This window comes from Agromyces sp. P2_B3 (assembly GCF_056404815.1).
In genome coordinates, this window is the sequence record NZ_JBFUDH010000007.1 from 98,119 (window position 1) to 115,249 (window position 17,131).

At 71.3% G+C, this 17,131-nt stretch carries 17 protein-coding genes; 9 read left to right on the top strand and 8 right to left on the bottom strand.

What is annotated here, in order from left to right:
• The first annotated feature begins 106 nt into the window (after positions 1-106).
• Positions 107-1,882, top strand: a complete 1,776-nt coding sequence (leuA, locus tag AC1DZA_RS12075) for a 2-isopropylmalate synthase (protein ID WP_476772921.1) — start codon at positions 107-109, stop codon at positions 1,880-1,882.
• Positions 1,883-1,969: 87 nt separating this feature from the next.
• Here leuA and AC1DZA_RS12080 read toward each other — a convergent pair whose 3' ends face one another.
• A complete protein-coding gene (locus tag AC1DZA_RS12080) occupies positions 1,970-2,629 on the bottom strand; it encodes a trimeric intracellular cation channel family protein (RefSeq protein ID WP_309978277.1) in 660 nt (219 codons plus the stop codon).
• Positions 2,630-2,727: 98 nt separating this feature from the next.
• Here AC1DZA_RS12080 and recO point away from each other — a divergent pair, with 98 nt between their 5' ends.
• Positions 2,728-3,465: a DNA repair protein RecO gene (gene recO, locus AC1DZA_RS12085; protein WP_476772922.1), complete on the top strand. Its 738-nt coding sequence runs from the start codon at positions 2,728-2,730 to the stop codon at positions 3,463-3,465.
• Positions 3,462-4,271 (top strand): isoprenyl transferase, encoded by an 810-nt coding sequence (locus AC1DZA_RS12090; RefSeq protein ID WP_476772923.1) that lies wholly within the window; start codon positions 3,462-3,464, stop codon positions 4,269-4,271. The genes recO and AC1DZA_RS12090 overlap by 4 nt, the downstream gene beginning before the upstream one ends.
• Here AC1DZA_RS12090 and AC1DZA_RS12095 read toward each other — a convergent pair.
• From AC1DZA_RS12095 to AC1DZA_RS12105, 3 genes are read right to left on the bottom strand one after another with little or no spacing between them, the layout of a single operon-like run.
• Positions 4,211-4,816, bottom strand: a complete 606-nt coding sequence (locus AC1DZA_RS12095; protein ID WP_476772924.1) for a P-loop NTPase family protein — start codon at positions 4,814-4,816, stop codon at positions 4,211-4,213. The genes AC1DZA_RS12090 and AC1DZA_RS12095 overlap by 61 nt on opposite strands.
• Positions 4,817-4,848: 32 nt before the next feature.
• Positions 4,849-5,760 (bottom strand): serine hydrolase, encoded by a 912-nt coding sequence (locus AC1DZA_RS12100; RefSeq protein ID WP_476772925.1) that lies wholly within the window; start codon positions 5,758-5,760, stop codon positions 4,849-4,851.
• Positions 5,750-6,694 (bottom strand): LysR family transcriptional regulator, encoded by a 945-nt coding sequence (locus AC1DZA_RS12105; protein WP_476772926.1) that lies wholly within the window; start codon positions 6,692-6,694, stop codon positions 5,750-5,752. The genes AC1DZA_RS12100 and AC1DZA_RS12105 overlap by 11 nt, the downstream gene beginning before the upstream one ends.
• 74 nt (positions 6,695-6,768) lie before the next feature.
• Between AC1DZA_RS12105 and bla the strand changes: the two genes are divergently transcribed.
• From bla to AC1DZA_RS12120, 3 genes are all read left to right on the top strand, one after another.
• A complete protein-coding gene (gene bla, locus AC1DZA_RS12110) occupies positions 6,769-7,731 on the top strand; it encodes a class A beta-lactamase (protein WP_476772927.1) in 963 nt (320 codons plus the stop codon).
• A gap of 91 nt (positions 7,732-7,822) precedes the next feature.
• A complete protein-coding gene (locus AC1DZA_RS12115; protein WP_476773032.1) occupies positions 7,823-8,488 on the top strand; it encodes a DsbA family oxidoreductase in 666 nt (221 codons plus the stop codon).
• On the top strand, positions 8,485-8,640 hold the full coding sequence (locus AC1DZA_RS12120) for a hypothetical protein (protein ID WP_476772928.1): 156 nt from the start codon (positions 8,485-8,487) through the stop codon (positions 8,638-8,640). The genes AC1DZA_RS12115 and AC1DZA_RS12120 overlap by 4 nt, the downstream gene beginning before the upstream one ends.
• Here AC1DZA_RS12120 and AC1DZA_RS12125 read toward each other — a convergent pair.
• A complete protein-coding gene (locus AC1DZA_RS12125) occupies positions 8,609-9,127 on the bottom strand; it encodes an aminoacyl-tRNA deacylase (protein WP_476773033.1) in 519 nt (172 codons plus the stop codon). The two genes, AC1DZA_RS12120 and AC1DZA_RS12125, sit on opposite strands and share 32 nt — an antisense overlap.
• Before the next feature lie 90 nt (positions 9,128-9,217).
• On the opposite strand from AC1DZA_RS12125, the gene dusB reads away from it, so the two are divergent.
• The 3 genes from dusB to dnaG all read left to right on the top strand — a co-directional run bounded on the left by dusB (position 9,218) and on the right by dnaG (position 13,655).
• The gene (gene dusB, locus AC1DZA_RS12130) at positions 9,218-10,375 is read left to right on the top strand and encodes a tRNA dihydrouridine synthase DusB (RefSeq protein WP_309978295.1); all 1,158 of its coding nucleotides are present in this window, start codon (positions 9,218-9,220) and stop codon (positions 10,373-10,375) included.
• 1 nt (position 10,376) lies between these two features.
• Positions 10,377-11,633 carry a deoxyguanosinetriphosphate triphosphohydrolase gene (locus tag AC1DZA_RS12135; protein ID WP_476762858.1) on the top strand — a complete coding sequence of 419 codons (1,257 nt, stop codon included), beginning with the start codon at positions 10,377-10,379 and terminating at the stop codon, positions 11,631-11,633.
• Positions 11,634-11,747: 114 nt separating this feature from the next.
• Positions 11,748-13,655: a DNA primase gene (gene dnaG, locus AC1DZA_RS12140; RefSeq protein ID WP_476772929.1), complete on the top strand. Its 1,908-nt coding sequence runs from the start codon at positions 11,748-11,750 to the stop codon at positions 13,653-13,655.
• A 15-nt stretch (positions 13,656-13,670) separates the two neighbouring features.
• On the opposite strand, the gene AC1DZA_RS12145 is transcribed toward dnaG, so the two are convergent.
• From AC1DZA_RS12145 to AC1DZA_RS12155, 3 genes are all read right to left on the bottom strand, one after another.
• A complete protein-coding gene (locus tag AC1DZA_RS12145; protein ID WP_476772930.1) occupies positions 13,671-14,237 on the bottom strand; it encodes a TlpA family protein disulfide reductase in 567 nt (188 codons plus the stop codon).
• Positions 14,234-14,713 (bottom strand): hypothetical protein, encoded by a 480-nt coding sequence (locus tag AC1DZA_RS12150; RefSeq protein ID WP_476772931.1) that lies wholly within the window; start codon positions 14,711-14,713, stop codon positions 14,234-14,236. Before AC1DZA_RS12150 ends, AC1DZA_RS12145 begins: the two co-directional genes overlap by 4 nt.
• Before the next feature lie 165 nt (positions 14,714-14,878).
• On the bottom strand, positions 14,879-17,032 hold the full coding sequence (locus tag AC1DZA_RS12155) for a metallopeptidase domain-containing protein (protein WP_476772932.1): 2,154 nt from the start codon (positions 17,030-17,032) through the stop codon (positions 14,879-14,881).
• Positions 17,033-17,131: the final 99 nt, after the last annotated feature.

Sequence of the window (17,131 nt, forward strand, 5' to 3'; positions counted from 1 at the left end):
ACGGCCTGCTTCTCCTTAGCTGCCGCAGCGAGTCCTAATCCAGGCCTCCCTCGCTGCGGAGTTCGTCGTCGGCTGAATCCATCCGAACAAGCGAGAAGAGCACCTCATGCAGAACACCCAGAAGCCGTCCTCGATGCCCGTGCATCGGTACCGTCCGTTCCACGAGCAGATCCGCGTCGACCTGCCCGACCGCACGTGGCCGTCGCAGCGCATCACGACCGCGCCCCGTTGGTGCGCCGTCGACCTGCGCGACGGGAACCAGGCCCTGATCGACCCCATGAGCCCCGAGCGCAAGCGCATCATGTTCGACCTGCTCGTGCGCATGGGCTACAAGGAGATCGAGGTCGGGTTCCCGAGCGCGAGCCAGACCGACTTCGACTTCGTGCGCAGCCTCATCGAGGAGGGCGCGATCCCCGACGACGTCACCATCCAGGTGCTGACGCAGGCCCGCGACCACCTGATCGAGCGCACCTACGAGTCGATCGCCGGCGCCAAGCAGGCGATCGTGCACCTCTACAACTCCACGAGCGTGCTGCAGCGCGATGTCGTGTTCCGCACCGATAAGCAGGGCATCATCGACATCGCCCTGCACGGCGCGCGCAAATGCCGTGAGATGGAGTCGTCCGTTCCCGGCACCACGGTCTACTACGAGTACTCGCCCGAGAGCTACACGGGCACCGAGCTCGAGTTCGCCGTCGACGTCTGCAACCAGGTGCTCGAGATCTTCGAGCCGACGCCCGAGCGCAAGGTCATCATCAACCTGCCGGCCACCGTCGAGATGGCCACGCCCAACGTGTACGCCGACTCGATCGAGTGGATGAGCCGACACCTGGCCCACCGCGAGAACGTCATCCTGTCGCTGCACCCACACAACGACCGCGGCACCGCCATCGCCGCAGCAGAGCTCGGCTACATGGCCGGCGCCGACCGCATCGAGGGGTGCCTCTTCGGCAACGGGGAGCGCACCGGCAACGTCGACCTCGTCGCGCTGGGTATCAACCTGTTCACGCAGGGCATCGACCCGCAGATCGACTTCTCCGACGTCGACGACGTGAAGCGCACCGCCGAGTACTGCAACCAGCTGCCGGTGCCCGAGCGCCAGCCGTGGGCGGGCGACCTCGTCTACACGGCCTTCAGCGGCTCGCACCAGGACGCGATCAAGAAGGGCTTCGAGGCCATGGCGGCCGAGGCGGAGCGCCGCGGCGTCACGGTCGACGAGCTCGAGTGGGCCGTGCCCTACCTGCCGGTCGACCCGCGCGATCTGGGGCGCAGCTACGAGGCTGTGATCCGCGTGAACTCCCAGTCGGGCAAGGGCGGCGTCGCCTACCTGCTGAAGGCCGACCACTCCCTCGACCTGCCGCGCAAGCTGCAGATCGAGTTCTCGGGCGTCGTGCAGGCGAAGACCGACGCCGAGGGCGGCGAGGTCTCGAGCGACGAGATCTGGCGCGTCTTCAACGACGAGTACCTGCCGGCGCCGGCCGATCACCCCGAGCAGAAGTGGGGCCGCTTCGAGCTGCTGTCGCTGCGCACCGAGAGCGCCCTCGACGGGGTCGTGAACGTGCGCGTCGGGCTGCGCGACGGCGACGAGCGCATCGAGGCCGACGCCAGCGGCAACGGGCCCATCTCCGCGTTCCTCGCCGTGCTCGGCACCGAGGGGGTCGACGTGAAGCTGCGCGACTACGTCGAGCACACGCTGTCGGCGAGCGGCGACTCGCTCGCGGCCGCCTACGTCGAGCTCGAGGTCGACGGCCGCGTGCTGTGGGGCGTCGGGATCGACGCCGACATCTCGACGGCGTCGCTGAAGGCCGTGGTCTCCGCCGTCAACCGGGCGATCCGGGGCACGGTGGCCGCCGAGGCCGAGCGCGAGGTCGTCGCGGTCTGACGGGCGACGGATGCCGCGCGCCAACGTCGGCGCGCGGCATCCGCCATCTCACGTCGCCGCCGCTGCGGTATCCGCTCGCCCGTGACGCTACGCGCGCCGCCACACCCGCCAGCTGCCGAGCGCCCGCTGCTCGGGGAGGCTCCACCCGTAGCGCACGGAGCCGAGGCGGGTGAGCGTCGTGACGATGACGCAGGCGGTCGCCGCCACCACGATGTTCACGTCGAGCGCGACGAGCACGACGAGCAGGGTCGTGCCGGCGGTGGCCGCGATGGCGTAGAGCGAGCCGACGTGCATCAGCGCGATCGGCAGGTTGAGCGCCACGTCACGCAGGATCGAGCCGCCGACCGCCGAGATCACGCCCACGAAGATCGCCGGCACGACCGGCACGCCGTAGGCGAGCGCCTTCGACGTGCCGATCGCGCCGAACAGGCCGATCGTCACCGCGTCGAGCGCGATGATGAGCCCGTTCAGGCGGGTGAAGACGCGGAGGAGCAGCATGCCGAGCAGGGCGGCCGCCGTCGCGACCGGGATGTACCAGTTGTCGGAGATCGCCGCCGGCAGCTGGTTGAGCAGGATGTCGCGCAGGAGGCCTCCTCCGAGGCCGACGATCACCCCGATGAGCGCGACGCCGAGCAGGTCGATGCGCCGCTCCGTGAGCCTGGCCGCGAACATGGCGCCCTGGATGGCGCCGATGGCGACCGCCGTGAGGTCGAGCCACAGGGGGATGACGAAGAGTGCGGAGGCCACGCCACCAGTGAACCATCCGACGGCGGCTGCGGGCGGCACATGACGGCTCGCGCCGCTCACCTCGGCCGCCGCGTCGGACGGGCGCGCGATAATGAAGGGTGCCCGTCTACCGAGATGAAGCCGTCGTGCTTCGTACCCACAAGCTGGGCGAGGCCGACCGCATCCTCACGCTCCTCACGAGGCGGCACGGCAAGGTGCGCGCGGTCGCCAAGGGCGTGCGGCGCACGGGCTCGAAATTCGGGGCGCGGCTCGAGCCGTTCATGGTCGCCGACCTGCAGCTCTACGAGGGCCGCACGCTCGACGTCGTGACGCAGGCCGAGTCGATCGGCTCGTACGGCGCCGAGATCACGCAGGACTACGCCGCCTACACGGCCGCGAACGCCATGGTCGAGGCGGCCGACAAGCTCACGGAGGACGAGGGGTCGCTGCAGCAGTACCTGCTGCTCGTCGGCGGCCTGCGGTCGCTGGCGCGTGGCGAGCACGGCGCGAGCCTGACGCTCGACTCCTACCTGCTGCGCGCGCTCGCCCTCGCGGGGTGGGCACCGAGCTTCCAGGACTGCGCCCGGTGCGGCAACGCCGGCGAGCACACGGCCGTGGTGGTGCAGCTCGGCGGCGTGGTCTGCGACGACTGCGCCCCGCCCGGCACGCCGCGCATCGCCCGCTCCACGGTGGCGCTGCTCGGTGCGCTGCTCGCCGGCGACTGGGCGTTCGCCGAGGCGGCGGCATCCGGCGACCGCAACCAGGCCAGCGGCATCGTCGCCGCCTACACCCAGTGGCACCTCGAGCGCGGGCTGCGCTCGCTGCCGCACGTCTCGAGAGAAACGACGACCACGTGACCCCCAAGCCCTACACGCATCGCGACGCCGTGCCCTACCGGCCCGTCGACTGGACGGGCGTCTACCCACCCGAGCTGCCGAAGGGCGCCGTGCCCGGCCACGTCGCGATCGTGATGGACGGCAACGGCCGCTGGGCGAACCGCCGCGGCCTCACCCGCATCGAGGGGCACAAGGCCGGCGAGGTGGCGCTCCTCGACGTCGTCGCCGGCGCGATCCAGGCGGGCGTGAAGCACCTGTCGGTCTATGCGTTCTCCACCGAGAACTGGAAGCGGTCGCCCGACGAGGTGCGCTTCCTCATGGGCTACAACCGCGATGTGCTGCACCGTCGGCGCGACCAGCTGAACGAGTGGGGCGTGCGCATCCGCTGGGCCGGGCGCAGGCCGAGGCTCTGGGCGTCCGTCATCAACGAGCTGCGGTTCGCCGAGCGACTCACGGCGGGCAACGACACCCTGACCCTCACGATGTGCGTGAACTACGGCGGCCGCAACGAGATCACCGACGCGGTGCGGTCGATCGCCGACGACGTGGCATCCGGGCGCCTGAGGCCATCGGCCGTATCCGAGAAGCTCATCGCGAAGCGCCTGTACGTGCCCGACCTGCCCGACGTCGACCTCTTCGTGCGCAGCTCGGGGGAGCAGCGCACGTCGAACTTCCTGCTGTGGCAGTCGGCCTATGCCGAGATGGTGTTCCTCGACACGCTCTGGCCCGACTTCTCCCGGGTCGACCTCTGGGAGGCGATCGAGCTCTACGCCGGGCGGAACCGTCGCTTCGGCGGGGCGATCGACACTCCCACCGCCTCGGCGTAGTCGCACAGCCACTGCTCCGTCACCAGCGGGCTCCGAAGTCGGACGATCTCGAGCGCCGGGTTCGCGGCCGCCGCGGCGTGCACCATCGCCGGCAGGCCGGAATGGGTGCGCCATGCCCACCGGATGATGTGGTCGGGGTCGGTCACGATCGTGCGCAGCGGTGGCTCGATGTTGCCGTTCCAGAGTTCGATGCGCCGGATGCGCCGTGCGAGCGTTCGACGGATGACGCGTCGCATTACGAGCGGCCGTGGGTAGTCGAGCCAGACGAGTGCGTCTGCGGCGGCGGCGAGGCGCCCGCGGACCGACGTGTACTGCCACTCGGTGACCCATGAGGGCCGCGCGATGAGCGCGTCGACGTCATGCTCGAACTCGGGCCGCGGCGTCCAGTCGGCGCCGTGGAACAGCGCGTCGATCTCGACGTGGGGCAGGCCGCCGACCTCCGCGATCCGCGCCGCGAGGGTCGACTTGCCCGACCCGCTCGTGCCCGCGACGAGGATGCGTCGGGGCGGCGGTATCGGCCTGGACGGCGGCTCGGGGGTGGGCATCGTCCGAGCGTAGCTGCCCACGCGGCATCCGGTCAGCGCGTGGATCGGGTCGCGCGCACCTGGTCGTGCAGCAACCGGGCCGCGTGGCCGAGGGCCTGCTCGGCGCCCGGTTGCCGCCGCGCCGGAACCGACGACTCGCTCAGCACTGCGATGGCGAACGCGCTGCCGTCGGCGTGCTCGAGCACCCCGACCTCGTGCCTGAGGTGGAGGAACGTGCCGGTCTTCGAGAACCACTCGGCGTCGTCGGACTCGAGGTCGGGTGCGAGGCGATGCCGCATGAGGTTCATGCCGAGCAGGCGTCGCATCGGCTCGCGTTCGCCGGCGAGCTCGGGGTCGGTCCAGAGCCGCTCGAGCAGGTCGACGAGGGCTCGTGAGGTGCCGGCGTTGGCGTGCGTGACGTCGAGCTGGGGGATCAGGTGCCCGCCGCCGCGCGTCGACGCCTGGATCGCGAGGGCGAGCGCCTGCGGCAGTTCGTCGGGCGTGAGGCGGCTCGCGAGCGTCTCGTGGAGCTCGCGGATGGAGTGCCGCACGGTGAGCTCCGTGATGCCGAGGCCGCGCAGCTGGTCGGTGACCCGAGCGGGCGGGCACCGCTCGAAGAGGGCGTCGGCGGCGGTGTCGTCGCTCACGCACACCGCGAGGTACAGCAGGTCCTCGATGGAGACGCGTGCCGGATGCTCGAACCTGCAGAGGCCGGTCAGCCCCGGCGTGCGCTCGGATGGGTGGAGGTCGACCTGCGATGCGAGGTCGATCGAGCCGTTCGCCGCCTCGCGCAGCACGGCGATGGCGAGCGGCAGCTTCACGACCGACGCGAGGGGGTATGCGGCATCCGGATCGATCGCGAGCTCGCGACCGGTGTCGAGGTCGCGCACGGTCACGGATGCGACGAGCCCGGCCTCCGCGAGCGCCCGCGTCGCCTCGCGGAGTACGAGGCGGTCAGTGCGCATGAGGTTGCTCGATGGTGGTGGCGGTGCCGGCCGTGGTCGTCGTGCCGAGCAACTCGGGCAGCAGCGGCCGGGTCGCGTCGAGGAACCGCTCGGCGAGACCGGCGTCGCGGTGCACGAGGGCGTAGCCGCGCAGCAGGTGCAGGTCGCCGAGCGGATGCCACGCGAGGTCGGCCTCGTTCGCCTCGGCGCGGGTGCACAGCACGAGGTCGCCGTCGGCGATCGCGCGGGCGATGGCGGCGACGAGTGAGGTGGCGAGTCGGAGGTGGCCGGGTGCGAGCCCCGCGCCGTTGCGCACGCGTTCGAGTCGATCGCGCACGTTGGGCACGTCGTCCTCGGGCTGGAGCCAGAGCCGACGCCGCTCGGGCGTGCCCCGTCGCGGCCGGAGCTCCGCGAGGTAGAACGGTTCCTCGTCGCCGCTGCCGTCGTTGCGACCGGCATCGCCGGCGAATCCCACGCCGAGCGGGGTCGACCAGACCGCGCGGTCGGGTTCGACGTGTTGCAGCGCGAGCTGGGCGCGCCCGGCGCTCATCCACTCGGCTCGCTCACGTGGCACCCCCTCGAGCAGCTCGACGGTCAGCGACCCATCGGCAGCCGCGGCGCAGAGCCGCGCGGCCGGCGCGGGGGAGAGGTGGCGGGGCACGGCGAGGGTGATGGGCAGGGAGCGCGCGTGCTCGGCGTCGTCGCCGAACTCCTGCGCCGCCACGACGAGCCGGGTCGCGCCCGGCAGCACGCTGCGCCCGAACGCGGTGAGTGCGACGCGGCGCGACGAGCGCTCGAACAGGCGACCGCCGAGGTGCGCTTCGAGGGCGGCGATGCGCCGGCTCGCCACGGACTGCGTCACGCCGGCCCCGACGGCACCGGCCGTGAAGCTCTCGTGCTCGGCCACCGAGACGAAGGCCTCGCACGCTGACAGGAGGTCGAAGTTGCGTGCCATGCATGCGATCCTTGCATGAATAGAGCCGTTTGGTGCTTTGCCGGCATCAGTGCCGCATCGGAAGACTGCGATCCATGAATCCATCGCGTGAATCCACCTCCCTGTCCCGGCGTTCGCTGCTCGCCCTCGGCGGCGCAGCGGGAGCCGCGGGCGTCGTCTCCACCGTGCTGGCATCGGCGCCGGCTTGGGCCTCGCCGTTGCCGGCGAACGGCAGGCCCGTCATACGTGCCGACCACGGCCGCGTGTCCGATGACCTTCGCTCGCTCGAGGTCGCGACCGACGTCACGATCGGGGTCGTCGCGCTGCCGGCCGACCTGGGGCGCGGCGCCGGGCGGGTTCGCGCGTTCCGGTACCGGGCGGCCGACCTGTTCCCCATGTGCTCGCTCTTCAAGCCCCTGGCCGCCGCGGCGCTCGTGCGGGCGCGGGGATACGACGACGCGTACTGGTCGACACCCATCCCGTTCACCGACGGGGATGTCGTGCGCGACTCGGCCGTGCTGAGCACGATGCGGCCGCAGCAGGCGACCCCCGAGCAGCTCGCCGACGCCGCCATCCGCTACAGCGACAACACCGCAGGCAACCTGCTGCTGCGCGAACTCGGGGGGCCCGCCGCGATCACGGCCTTCGCCCAGGAACTCGGGGCGACGCAGACGCGGCTCGACCGCTGGGAGCCCGACCTCAACGAGGCCCGCCCGGGCGACGAGCGGGACACGACCACGCCCGACGACATCGCCGTGCTGTACTCGGCCCTCATGCTCGAGGACGCCGCCGGCGTGCTCGCCTCATCGAGGCTCCGTGAGTGGATGCTCCGGAACACGACCTCGGGCGCCCGGATGCGCGCCGGCCTCACCCCGCCCTACGAGCTCGCCGACAAGACCGGCGGCGGCGAGTACGGCGTCGTCAACGACGCCGGCGTGCTCTGGCGTCCAGGCGTCGAGCCGCTCACGCTCGTGATCCTCACCCGCACCGACCGGCCCGACGCGGTGCGCAACAACGAGGTCGTGGCCGAGGCCACGCGCATCGTCGTCGGCCGCTGAGCCGCCTCCGGCCTGCCGGTGCGGGCGTGAAGGCGCTCGGATGCCGCGGACGGCCGGGAATACGGCGGCCGCGGCATCCGTTCGCCTCATCGTGACTTCCCCCATCAAGATCGACATCTGGTCCGACATCGCGTGCCCCTGGTGCTACATCGGCAAGCGGCACCTCGAGGGCGGCATCGCGGCCCTCGGGGCGGACGCACCCGACGTCGAGATCGAGTACCACTCGTTCGAGCTCGCCCCCGACACCCCCGTCGACTTCGAGGGCTCGGAGGTCGACTTCCTCGCGACGCACAAGGGCCTGCCGGCCGACCGGGTGCAGCAGATGCTGCAGCACGTGACGGGCGTCGCGGCGAATGCCGGGCTCGACTACGACTTCGAGGCACTGCAGCACACGAAGACGCTGAAGGCGCACGAGCTGCTGCACTTCGCGAAGGATCAGGGGCTGCAGCTCGAGCTCTCCGAGCGGCTGTTCCGCGCCTACTTCACCGAGGGCCGACACGTCGGCCGGGTGGACGAGCTCGTTGAACTCGCCGCCGAGGTCGGACTCGACGCGAGTGCCGCGCGCGAGGCGCTCGAGTCGGGCCGCTACTCCGCCGCCGTGCAGGCCGACATCGCCCAGGCCGGCGCCTACGGCATCAACGGCGTGCCGTTCTTCGTCTTCGAGGGCAAGTACGGCGTCTCGGGCGCCCAGCCCGCCGAGGTGTTCAGCCAGGTGCTCACGCAGGTCGCCGGCGAGCGCGACGGCGCCGCGGCATGACCGAGCGCATCGAGCGGGTCGAAGGGGTCGTGACGGCAGGGTCGACGGATGCCGCGCCCTCGCCGTTCACGATGGTGACCGGCGACCCGGCGGCCATGGTCTGCGAGGGCGACGTCTGCTTCATCCCGACCGCGGACCGCGCCGCGGACTGACCGCTACTTCGGGGTCGGTGATGTCGGCCACGGTCGCGTCGAACGCGCGCACGAGGTCGTCGGCGTCGACGAACAGGCTGCGGCCGTGCTCTCCGGCGCCCATCGAGACGCGTCGCCCCGGAATGGTCGCGTCGACGACGACCGGCCAGGCGGTGGTCGAGCCGAGCGGCGTGATCGTGCCGCGCTCGTACCCCGTGGCGGCCAGCGCGAGCGAGGCATCCGGCAACTGGAGCTTGTTGACGCCGAGCAGCCCGCGCAGCTTCGGCCACGAGATCTTGCGACCGCCGGGCACGAGCGCGAACACGTAGGTGTCGTCGCTGCGCTTCACGACGAGCGACTTGACGATGTCGGCCGGGGTGATGCCGAGCAGTTCCGCGGCCTCCTCGAGGCTGCGGGCCGCCGGGCGTTCGATGATCTCGACCTCGAGGCCGCGGTCGGCGGCATCCGCTCGCACCCGATCGGAACCCGTGAGCCCGCCGTCGGTCATGTCGTCCTCCACACCTCGTCCTCCTCGGATCCTAGGCGCGCTCGGCGCTCACGGGCGAAGCCGACCGGAACTCTGGGAGAATCGACGGTGATGCCCACTTCAGACACGCTCCCCGCGGCCCCGCTCACGATCGGCGGGATCGAACTCGACGTCCCCGTCGTGCTGGCCCCGATGGCCGGCATCACCAACACGGCGTTCCGCCGGCTCTGCCGCGAGTTCGGCGCCGGCCTCTACGTGAGCGAGATGATCACGTCCCGGGCCCTCGTCGAGCGCACGCCCGAGTCCATGCGGCTCATCACGCATCACGAGTCCGAGACGCCCCGGTCGATCCAGCTCTACGGCGTCGACCCGAAGACCGTCGCCGAGGCGGTCACCATGCTCGTCGCCGAAGACCGGGCCGACCACATCGACCTGAACTTCGGATGCCCCGTGCCCAAGGTCACCCGCAAGGGCGGGGGAGCCGCGCTGCCGTGGAAGCGCGGCCTGTTCCGCGACATCGTCGAGGGCGCCGTGCGCGCCGCCGGCGACATCCCGCTCACGGTGAAGATGCGCAAGGGCATCGACGCCGACCACCTCACCTACCTCGAGGCGGGCCGCATCGCCGAGGGCGCGGGGGTCGCCTCGATCGCGCTGCACGCCCGCACCGCTGCGGAGTTCTACTCGGGCGAGGCCGACTGGTCGGCGATCGCGAAGCTCAAGCAGACCGTCACGAGCGTGCCGGTGCTCGGCAACGGCGACATCTGGTCGGCCGACGACGCCCTGCGCATGGTGGCAGAGACCGGATGCGACGGGGTGGTCGTCGGGCGCGGATGCCTCGGCCGGCCGTGGCTCTTCGGCGACCTCGCGGCGGCGTTCCGCGGCGAGTCGGCGACGGCGCATCCGTCGCTCGGCGAGGTGGCGCAGACGTTCCGGCGGCACGCCGAGCTGCTCACCGAGTTCTTCGACAGCGAGGAGCGGGGCTGCCGCGACATCCGCAAGCACGTCGCGTGGTACTTCAAGGGCTACCCGGTCGGCGGCGAACTGCGGGCGAAGCTCGCCACGGTCGAGTCGCTCGCGCAGCTCGACGACCTGCTCGGCACGCTCGACTGGTCGATGCCCTACCCCGGCGAGGGCGCCGAGGGTCCACGCGGGCGGGCGGGTACCCCCAAGAATCCCGCGCTCCCCGAGGGGTGGCTCGACTCGCAGGAGCTCGCCGGTCACGATCGCACCACGCTCGTCGACGCCGAGCTCGACACGAGCGGCGGCTGACGTGCGGGAGCGACTGTTCGGCGGATACGACGACGCCGACACCGAACGCCTGCTGCCCGAGGAACACACGAACCGGCGCAGCGACTTCGCCCGCGACCGGGCGCGGCTGCTGCACTCGAGCGCACTCCGACGTCTCGCGGCAAAGACGCAGGTGCTGAGCCCCACCGCGGGCCTCGACTTCGCCCGCAACCGCCTCACCCACTCGCTCGAGGTCGCCCAGGTCGGCCGCGAGCTCGCCACGAGCCTCGGCCTCGACCCCGACGTCGTCGACACGGCCTGCCTCGCCCACGACCTGGGGCACCCGCCCTTCGGGCACAACGGCGAGCGGGCGCTCAACACCTGGGCCGACGACATCGGCGGCTTCGAGGGCAACGCGCAGACCCTGCGCATCCTCACGCGACTCGAACCGAAGGTCTTCGACGCCGACGGTCGCAGCTACGGGCTCAACCTCACGCGCGCGAGCCTCGATGCGAGCTGCAAGTACCCGTGGCCAGAGGCCACCTCGGTCGCCGACCCGAGCGGCCGCGCGAAGTTCGGCTTCTACCGCGACGACGTCGCCGTCTTCGAGTGGATGCGCGCCGGGGCTCCCGAGCGGCGGCTCTGCATCGAGGCGCAGGTCATGGACCTCTCCGACGACATCGCCTACTCGGTGCACGACTTCGAGGACGCCATCGTGAACGGCTACGTCGACGTGGCCGCGCTCGGAGCCCGCGTCGACCACGATGCACTCGTCTCGTCGATGTACGAGTGGATCGGCGGCGCCATCACCCACGACGAGCTCATCGCCGCGTTCGACCGGCTCGACTCGCTCGACGGCTGGCTCGACACGTGGAGCGGCAGCCGCCTCGAGCAGGGGCGGCTGAAGAACCTCACGAGCCAGCTCATCGGCCGCTTCGCGCACGCCGCGACCGAGGCGACCAGGTCGGCGTTCCCGCTCGCGAGCCTCATCCGGTTCGACGCCGACGTGGTCGTGCCGCGCGAGATCCAGGCCGAGATCGCGGTGCTCAAGGGCATCGTGGCCGCGTTCGTCATGTCGAAGAACACCCGCCAGCCCATCTACACCCAGCAGCGCCAGGTGCTCACCTCGCTCGCCGACGTGCTGCACGAGACGGGCGACCGGCATCTCGATCCTGGCTTCGCCGCAGACTGGCGGGAGGCCCGCGACGACGACGCCCGCAAGCGCGCCATCGTCGACCAGGTCGCGAGCCTCACCGACCAGTCCGCACTCGCCTGGTACGAGCGGCTCGTCCAGCGGTGAGCACCCGACACCGGTGCGGCGGGCAACCCGGCGGCGTACCGACCTGGGTCGGGTCGCCCCGCGACGTGTCCGCATCCGGCCCGCGTCGTTCCGTGGCGAACTAGGATGAGAGCCATGGCGGGCCGCATTCGACAGAGCGATGTCGAAGAGGTCAAGGCCCGCACCAACATCGCCGACATCGTCGGCGAGCACGTGAGCCTCAAGTCCGCGGGCGTCGGCTCCCTGAAGGGGCTGTGCCCCTTCCACGACGAGCGCAGCCCGAGCTTCCACGTGCGTCCGCAGCTCGGCTACTACCACTGCTTCGGATGCGGCGAATCGGGCGACGTCTACTCGTTCCTGCAGCGCATGGACCACGTCTCGTTCACCGAGGCGGTCGAGCGTCTTGCCGGCCGCGTCGGGCTCGAACTGCACTACGAAGACGGCGGGCAGGCCTCCGACCACGGCAACCGGGCGCGGCTGCTCGCCGCCAACCAGGCCGCCGCCGAGTTCTTCGTCGAGCGACTTGGCGCACCCGACGCCGAGGTCGGTCGCCGGTTCCTCGGGGAGCGCGGATTCGACGCCGAGGCCGCCCGCAGGTTCGGCGTGGGCTTCGCGCCCAAGAGCTGGGACGCACTGACCGACCACCTCAAGGGGCGGGGATTCACGACCGAGGAGCTCGCGGCATCCGGCCTCGTCTCGCAGGGCGACCGCGGCGTGTACGACCGGTTCCGCGGCCGGCTCGTGTGGCCCATCCGTGACGTGACCGGACAGACCGTGGGCTTCGGGGCGCGACGGCTCCTCGACGATGACCAGGGCCCCAAGTACCTGAACACCCCCGAGACGGCGATCTATCACAAGGCACAGGTGCTGTACGGCCTCGACCTCGCCAAGCGCGACATCGCGAAGACGCACCGAGTCGTGGTCGTCGAGGGCTACACCGACGTGATGGCGTGCCACCTCGCCGGGGTCACCACCGCGATCGCGACGTGCGGCACGTCGTTCGGCGTCGACCACATCAAGGTGCTGCGGCGGGTGCTCGGCGACGACTCGGGCATCGGCGAGGTCGTCTTCACGTTCGACGGTGACGCGGCCGGGCAGCAGGCCGCCATGCGCGCCTTCGCCGAGGAGCAGCGCTTCGCGGCCCAGACGTTCGTCGCGGTCGCGCCCGACGGGCTCGATCCGTGCGACCTGCGGCTCGCGCGCGGCGATGCCGCCGTGCGATCCCTCGTCGACACGCGCACGCCGATGTTCGAGTTCGTGATCCGCCACACGGTTGCGCGCTACGACCTCGAGACGGTCGAGGGGCGGGTGTCCGCATTGCGGGCCGCGGCGCCGGCCGTCGCCGACATCCGCGACCCCGCGCTGCGCCCCGGATATACGCGCGAGCTCGCGCGCATGCTGGGCCTCGAGCTCGCCGAGGTCGAGCGGGCCGTGCGATCGGCGGCGTCACGCCCCAAGGGCACCGCCGCGGGCGGCGACCGACGCGGATCGGTTGCTTCGGCGGCGCCGGGCAACGGGCAGCAGGGTTCGCCGCGTGACCACGCCGCGGCAGCGGATGCTCCGACCCGCCCGTTCTCGATCACCGACCTGCCGAACGACCCGTCGACCCGGCTCGAGCGCGACGCGTTGCAGGTCATCCTGCAGTACCCCGACGCGGTCGGCGCCGACCTGCTCCGCCACGCGATCGACTGCCGGTTCGGCAACGCGACGCTCGCGGTCGTCCGCGACGCCGTGGCATCCGTGCTCGCGTCACCCGAGCCCGCCATCCGCGTCGACCGGGTCGTCGAGGAGGTGCCCGCGCCGTTCAGCGGCATCGTGCACCAGCTCGCCGTCGCGCCGGTGCCGCAGCGCAGCGAGGCCGAACTCGCGGCCTACGTCACGGGGGTGGTGAGCGCGCTCGTCGACCGGGAGCTCCTGCGGCAGAAGTCCGAGCTGCTCGGCCGGCTCCAGCGTGCGGATCGCGCCGACACGGCGACGTACACCGCGCTCCAGCACGCCCTCGTCGACCTCGAGCGCGATCGCCGGGCCCTTCGGGGCGACTGACGGGACGCGCCTCGCTCAGCCTGCGCGGGACACCATCTGCTCGAGCTGCTCGCCGATCTTCCCGGCGTCGGCGCCGCCCGGCCAGAGCTTCACGAGATGCCCGTCGGCGTCGATGAGCGCGGTCATGGGCGGCTCGGTCACGGCGTAGGCGCGCCAGATCTGCAGGTCGGGATCGAGCACGACGGGGTCGCCCACCTGTTGGTCGTCGAGGTAGGTCGCGAGCGCTTCGGGGTCGGTGTCGCCCGAGACCTGGGCGATCGCCACGGCCTCGCCGTACTCGGAGGCGACGTCGGTGAGCACCCCCTGCTGGCCGGCGCACGTGGAGCACCAGCTGGCCATGAACTGCACGATGAGCGGACGCCCAGCCGCGAGGACGTCCAGGTCCACCTCCGTGCCGTCGACCAGACGGCCCTCGAGCGATGGGGCAGCGGGGGCCTCCGCGTTGGAGGCGAACGACGTGCCCTCGGGGAGGTCGCCGGGAAGTCGGGCTGCACCACCCCGTGGTTCGGACGTGCACGCGGCGAGGGTGAGGGCCAGGGCAGCGGCGGCGATGACCGTGGCGACTCGGCGGAGGGAGGTCATTCGGTTCCTTCGATGGTGGGGTCGGCGAGTGCCGGCACGAAGACCATCGGGTCAGCGGCATCCGCCTCGTGTTCGGCGACGACCTGTCCGTCGATGCTGACGGCGTACTGCGTCCCGTCGTGAAGCTCCGCGGTTCCCAGGGAGAACCGGCAGAAGGTGGGGATGCGCGGGGCCGTGCCGTAGTCGATGTCGTCGACCTTCACGGCCTCGCCGTCGCCGAGCACCGCGGCGAACACCTGGCGGCCTTCGTCGTCGTGGAGGGCGAGTTCGGCGCCCTTGTGGATGCCGAGGTACGGCCGCGCTCCGGAGCATGCGGCGCCGAGCTCCCGGAGGTGGCCGTCGCGGACGACGAGCTGCAGGCCGCCCGGCTCGTCATCGCCGGCGCCGGCGGTCGTGCCGGCGCACCCGGCGAGCGCTGCGACCGACAGGATCGTCGCGGCGAGCAACGCAGGGCGGTGGATGGGCCGGAACCTCACGTGGCCTCCTCCTGCCCGCCGATCGGCCGGGCGTCGTGTCGGGTCGGGTCGGGTCGTGTCGTGTCGTGTGATCGTACGGGCTCGCGCGGAGCCCGCGTGACGCCGAACGGGGCGACGCGGAACGGGAGGTCGTCCCGCTCCGCGTGCCCCACTCGGTGCGAGCGACTACCGGGCCTTGCCCGGAGCGTCGAGCTCGCAGGTGATCGTCTCGGTCTTCGACGGGTCGTTCTCCGACGTCGCCGTGACCGTGACGGTCGCGTCGCGGTCGGCGTCGGCTCCGCGGGAGGCGTAGACGGGCAGCTCGATCGTCGAGCCCGCCGCCGCCGCCACGATGCTGCTCGGCGTCGTCACCGACCATCCGCGTCCCTCGACGGAGGTCGCCAGACGGTAGATGTCGCTGTTCGCCTTCGGGTCCTCGACGGCCGTGCCCGTGTTCGTGAGCGGCACGAGGCACTGTGCGATCGCGGTGCCGTTCGCCTGGGCCTGGCCGTGCATGGCGGCGAGGTTGCCCTTCACCGTCGCGGTGCCGAGGTCGATCCCGCGGGCCTGCGGTCCGGCGCTCACCGTGGAGCGCACGGCCACGTCGTAGGCGAGGATGCCCTCGGCGTCGCGCTCCACGTTCAGGACGTAGAAGTGCAGTCCGTTCGCGGCGTCCACGTACTCGTACTCGGAACCCGAGTCGTTGCCGGCGTGGAACAGCGCATCGTTCAGCTGGCGCTGGTCGCCCCGCGTGATCATGATCGGGGTGCCGTCGGGCCGCACGTAGTCGACCGTCGCGATGTCCTGCGGATTCGCGTCGATCGTCCAGATGAACGGGTTGCGGTCCTGGTTCTTCGTCTTGGCGATCATCACGCCGTGGTCGGGCTGGAACGAGTCCGTGCCCATCCGGTCGATGACCTCCACGGTGTAGTTGTCGAACGACCCGCCGTCGCAGTCGTACTTCGCCTGGCGCGTGCAGGTGCCCGTCGAGTCATCCGCCGCCGCTGCCGTGGGCTTGTCGAAGACGAGGTTGATGCCCGTCAGCTCGCCCGGGCGCATGACCGCGCGGGAGACCACCCTGGTGACGACCGAGCCGAGCGCGTCGAGATCGCTCTCCTGAAGGTTCAGGTAGTTCGCCTCGTCGATGATCCCGAGGTTGATGCGGTTGCGGAGGCCGACGCCCGAGGGCTGCGATCCGCCGGCGACCGACGGGACGCTCCAGCGCTCATGGGTGCCACCGGGCCCGTTGAACGTGCCTCGTGCCAGGATGTCGAATGGACCGCTCGTGTCACGCAGGGGTCCGCCGTCGGCGGCTTCCGTGCCGTACGGGTTCCCGTAGTTGTCGGCGATGCCCAGGATGTGCGAGAACTCGTGGGCGTAGGTGCCCATGCCCGACGACTCCGCCTGCGTGGAGTTGCCGGCGCGGCCGTTCCTGGGGGAGTTCGCGTTCGGCCAGTGGTTGACCGCGGCGGCCCACGAGGTCCACGGGACGTAGCGGGTCTTCGCCCAGTTCGCCATGGGAGCGCCGTTCTGGTCGAGCGCGACGCCGTTCTCATCTCGCGGCGGCCCGAAGTCGTCGGTCACGTCCTCGGGGTGCTCGAACAGCATCTGCCCGAACTCCTCCCACGTCGATGACTCGTCGTGGCCGGCAGTGACGTAGAACACCTGGTCGAACTGGGTGAGCGGGTCGGCGCTGCCGATGTCGGCGCCCCAGAGCGCCAGCGCGTCGGTGCGGATGTTCTTGTCGCACGACTCGCCCTGCGGGCAGAACGCGGCGTTCGGCTTGTTGAACGAGTCGTTCAGGCCGTACTCCTCGATGTTGCCGGGAAGCTGGTACGGCCCGAACGCCTGCATCTGCACGCTGAGGCGGCCGCCCGACTGCTCCATCCAGTACTCGTTGATGGTGCGACCGTGGTTGAGCTCGCTGGGCTTGTTGAGCAGGTCGAGGTAGAACTGCGGCACGTCCTCGCGAGCGAGGCCGTTCGCGAGACCCGACGGGTCGCCGAACGCGTGCGCGCCCTCGGGCTGGGTGACGAGGAAGGGCTGGTTCTCGAAGTCGACGAGCACGATCGCGCCGTTGAACTGCCGCTCCGAGCCCTCGATGTCGTTGGCCCAGTCGGTGCCGGGAACGGCGACGTAGTCGTCCCAGGTCATGTCGTCCATGTTCTCCCAGGACTGCGGGTCGACCGGGCCGAGCACGGAGGGGTCGAAGGAGTCGGGAGGTGCCGCCATCGCGGTGCCGCTCGACACCGTCGCGAGCGTGATGACGCCCGCGGCGGCGGCGACGGCGAGCGAGGCTCGCCTCGTCGCGGTTCTGGGTCGGTGATCTCGTCGTGCCACTGCAACCTCCATGTCGTCTCCCGCGGGGCGATGCGCCCGCGTGCACCGTTTCCTGTGATGCGGCATTGCATCCGCTGGGAAAGCGATGTCCATGGATCC

Excerpts from the sequence above, each read along its gene's own strand:
- AC1DZA_RS12145 (WP_476772930.1), bottom strand. The coding sequence starts at position 14,237 with ATGACCTCCCTCCGCCGAGTCGCCACGGTCATCGCCGCCGCTGCCCTG.
- AC1DZA_RS12100 (WP_476772925.1), bottom strand. The coding sequence starts at position 5,760 with ATGCGCACTGACCGCCTCGTACTCCGCGAGGCGACGCGGGCGCTCGCG.
- dnaG (WP_476772929.1), top strand. The coding sequence starts at position 11,748 with ATGGCGGGCCGCATTCGACAGAGCGATGTCGAAGAGGTCAAGGCCCGC.
- leuA (WP_476772921.1), top strand. The coding sequence starts at position 107 with ATGCAGAACACCCAGAAGCCGTCCTCGATGCCCGTGCATCGGTACCGT.
- AC1DZA_RS12105 (WP_476772926.1), bottom strand. The coding sequence starts at position 6,694 with ATGGCACGCAACTTCGACCTCCTGTCAGCGTGCGAGGCCTTCGTCTCG.
- AC1DZA_RS12120 (WP_476772928.1), top strand. The coding sequence starts at position 8,485 with ATGACCGAGCGCATCGAGCGGGTCGAAGGGGTCGTGACGGCAGGGTCG.
- bla (WP_476772927.1), top strand. The coding sequence starts at position 6,769 with ATGAATCCATCGCGTGAATCCACCTCCCTGTCCCGGCGTTCGCTGCTC.
- AC1DZA_RS12095 (WP_476772924.1), bottom strand. The coding sequence starts at position 4,816 with ATGCCCACCCCCGAGCCGCCGTCCAGGCCGATACCGCCGCCCCGACGC.
- AC1DZA_RS12125 (WP_476773033.1), bottom strand. The coding sequence starts at position 9,127 with ATGACCGACGGCGGGCTCACGGGTTCCGATCGGGTGCGAGCGGATGCC.
- dusB (WP_309978295.1), top strand. The coding sequence starts at position 9,218 with ATGCCCACTTCAGACACGCTCCCCGCGGCCCCGCTCACGATCGGCGGG.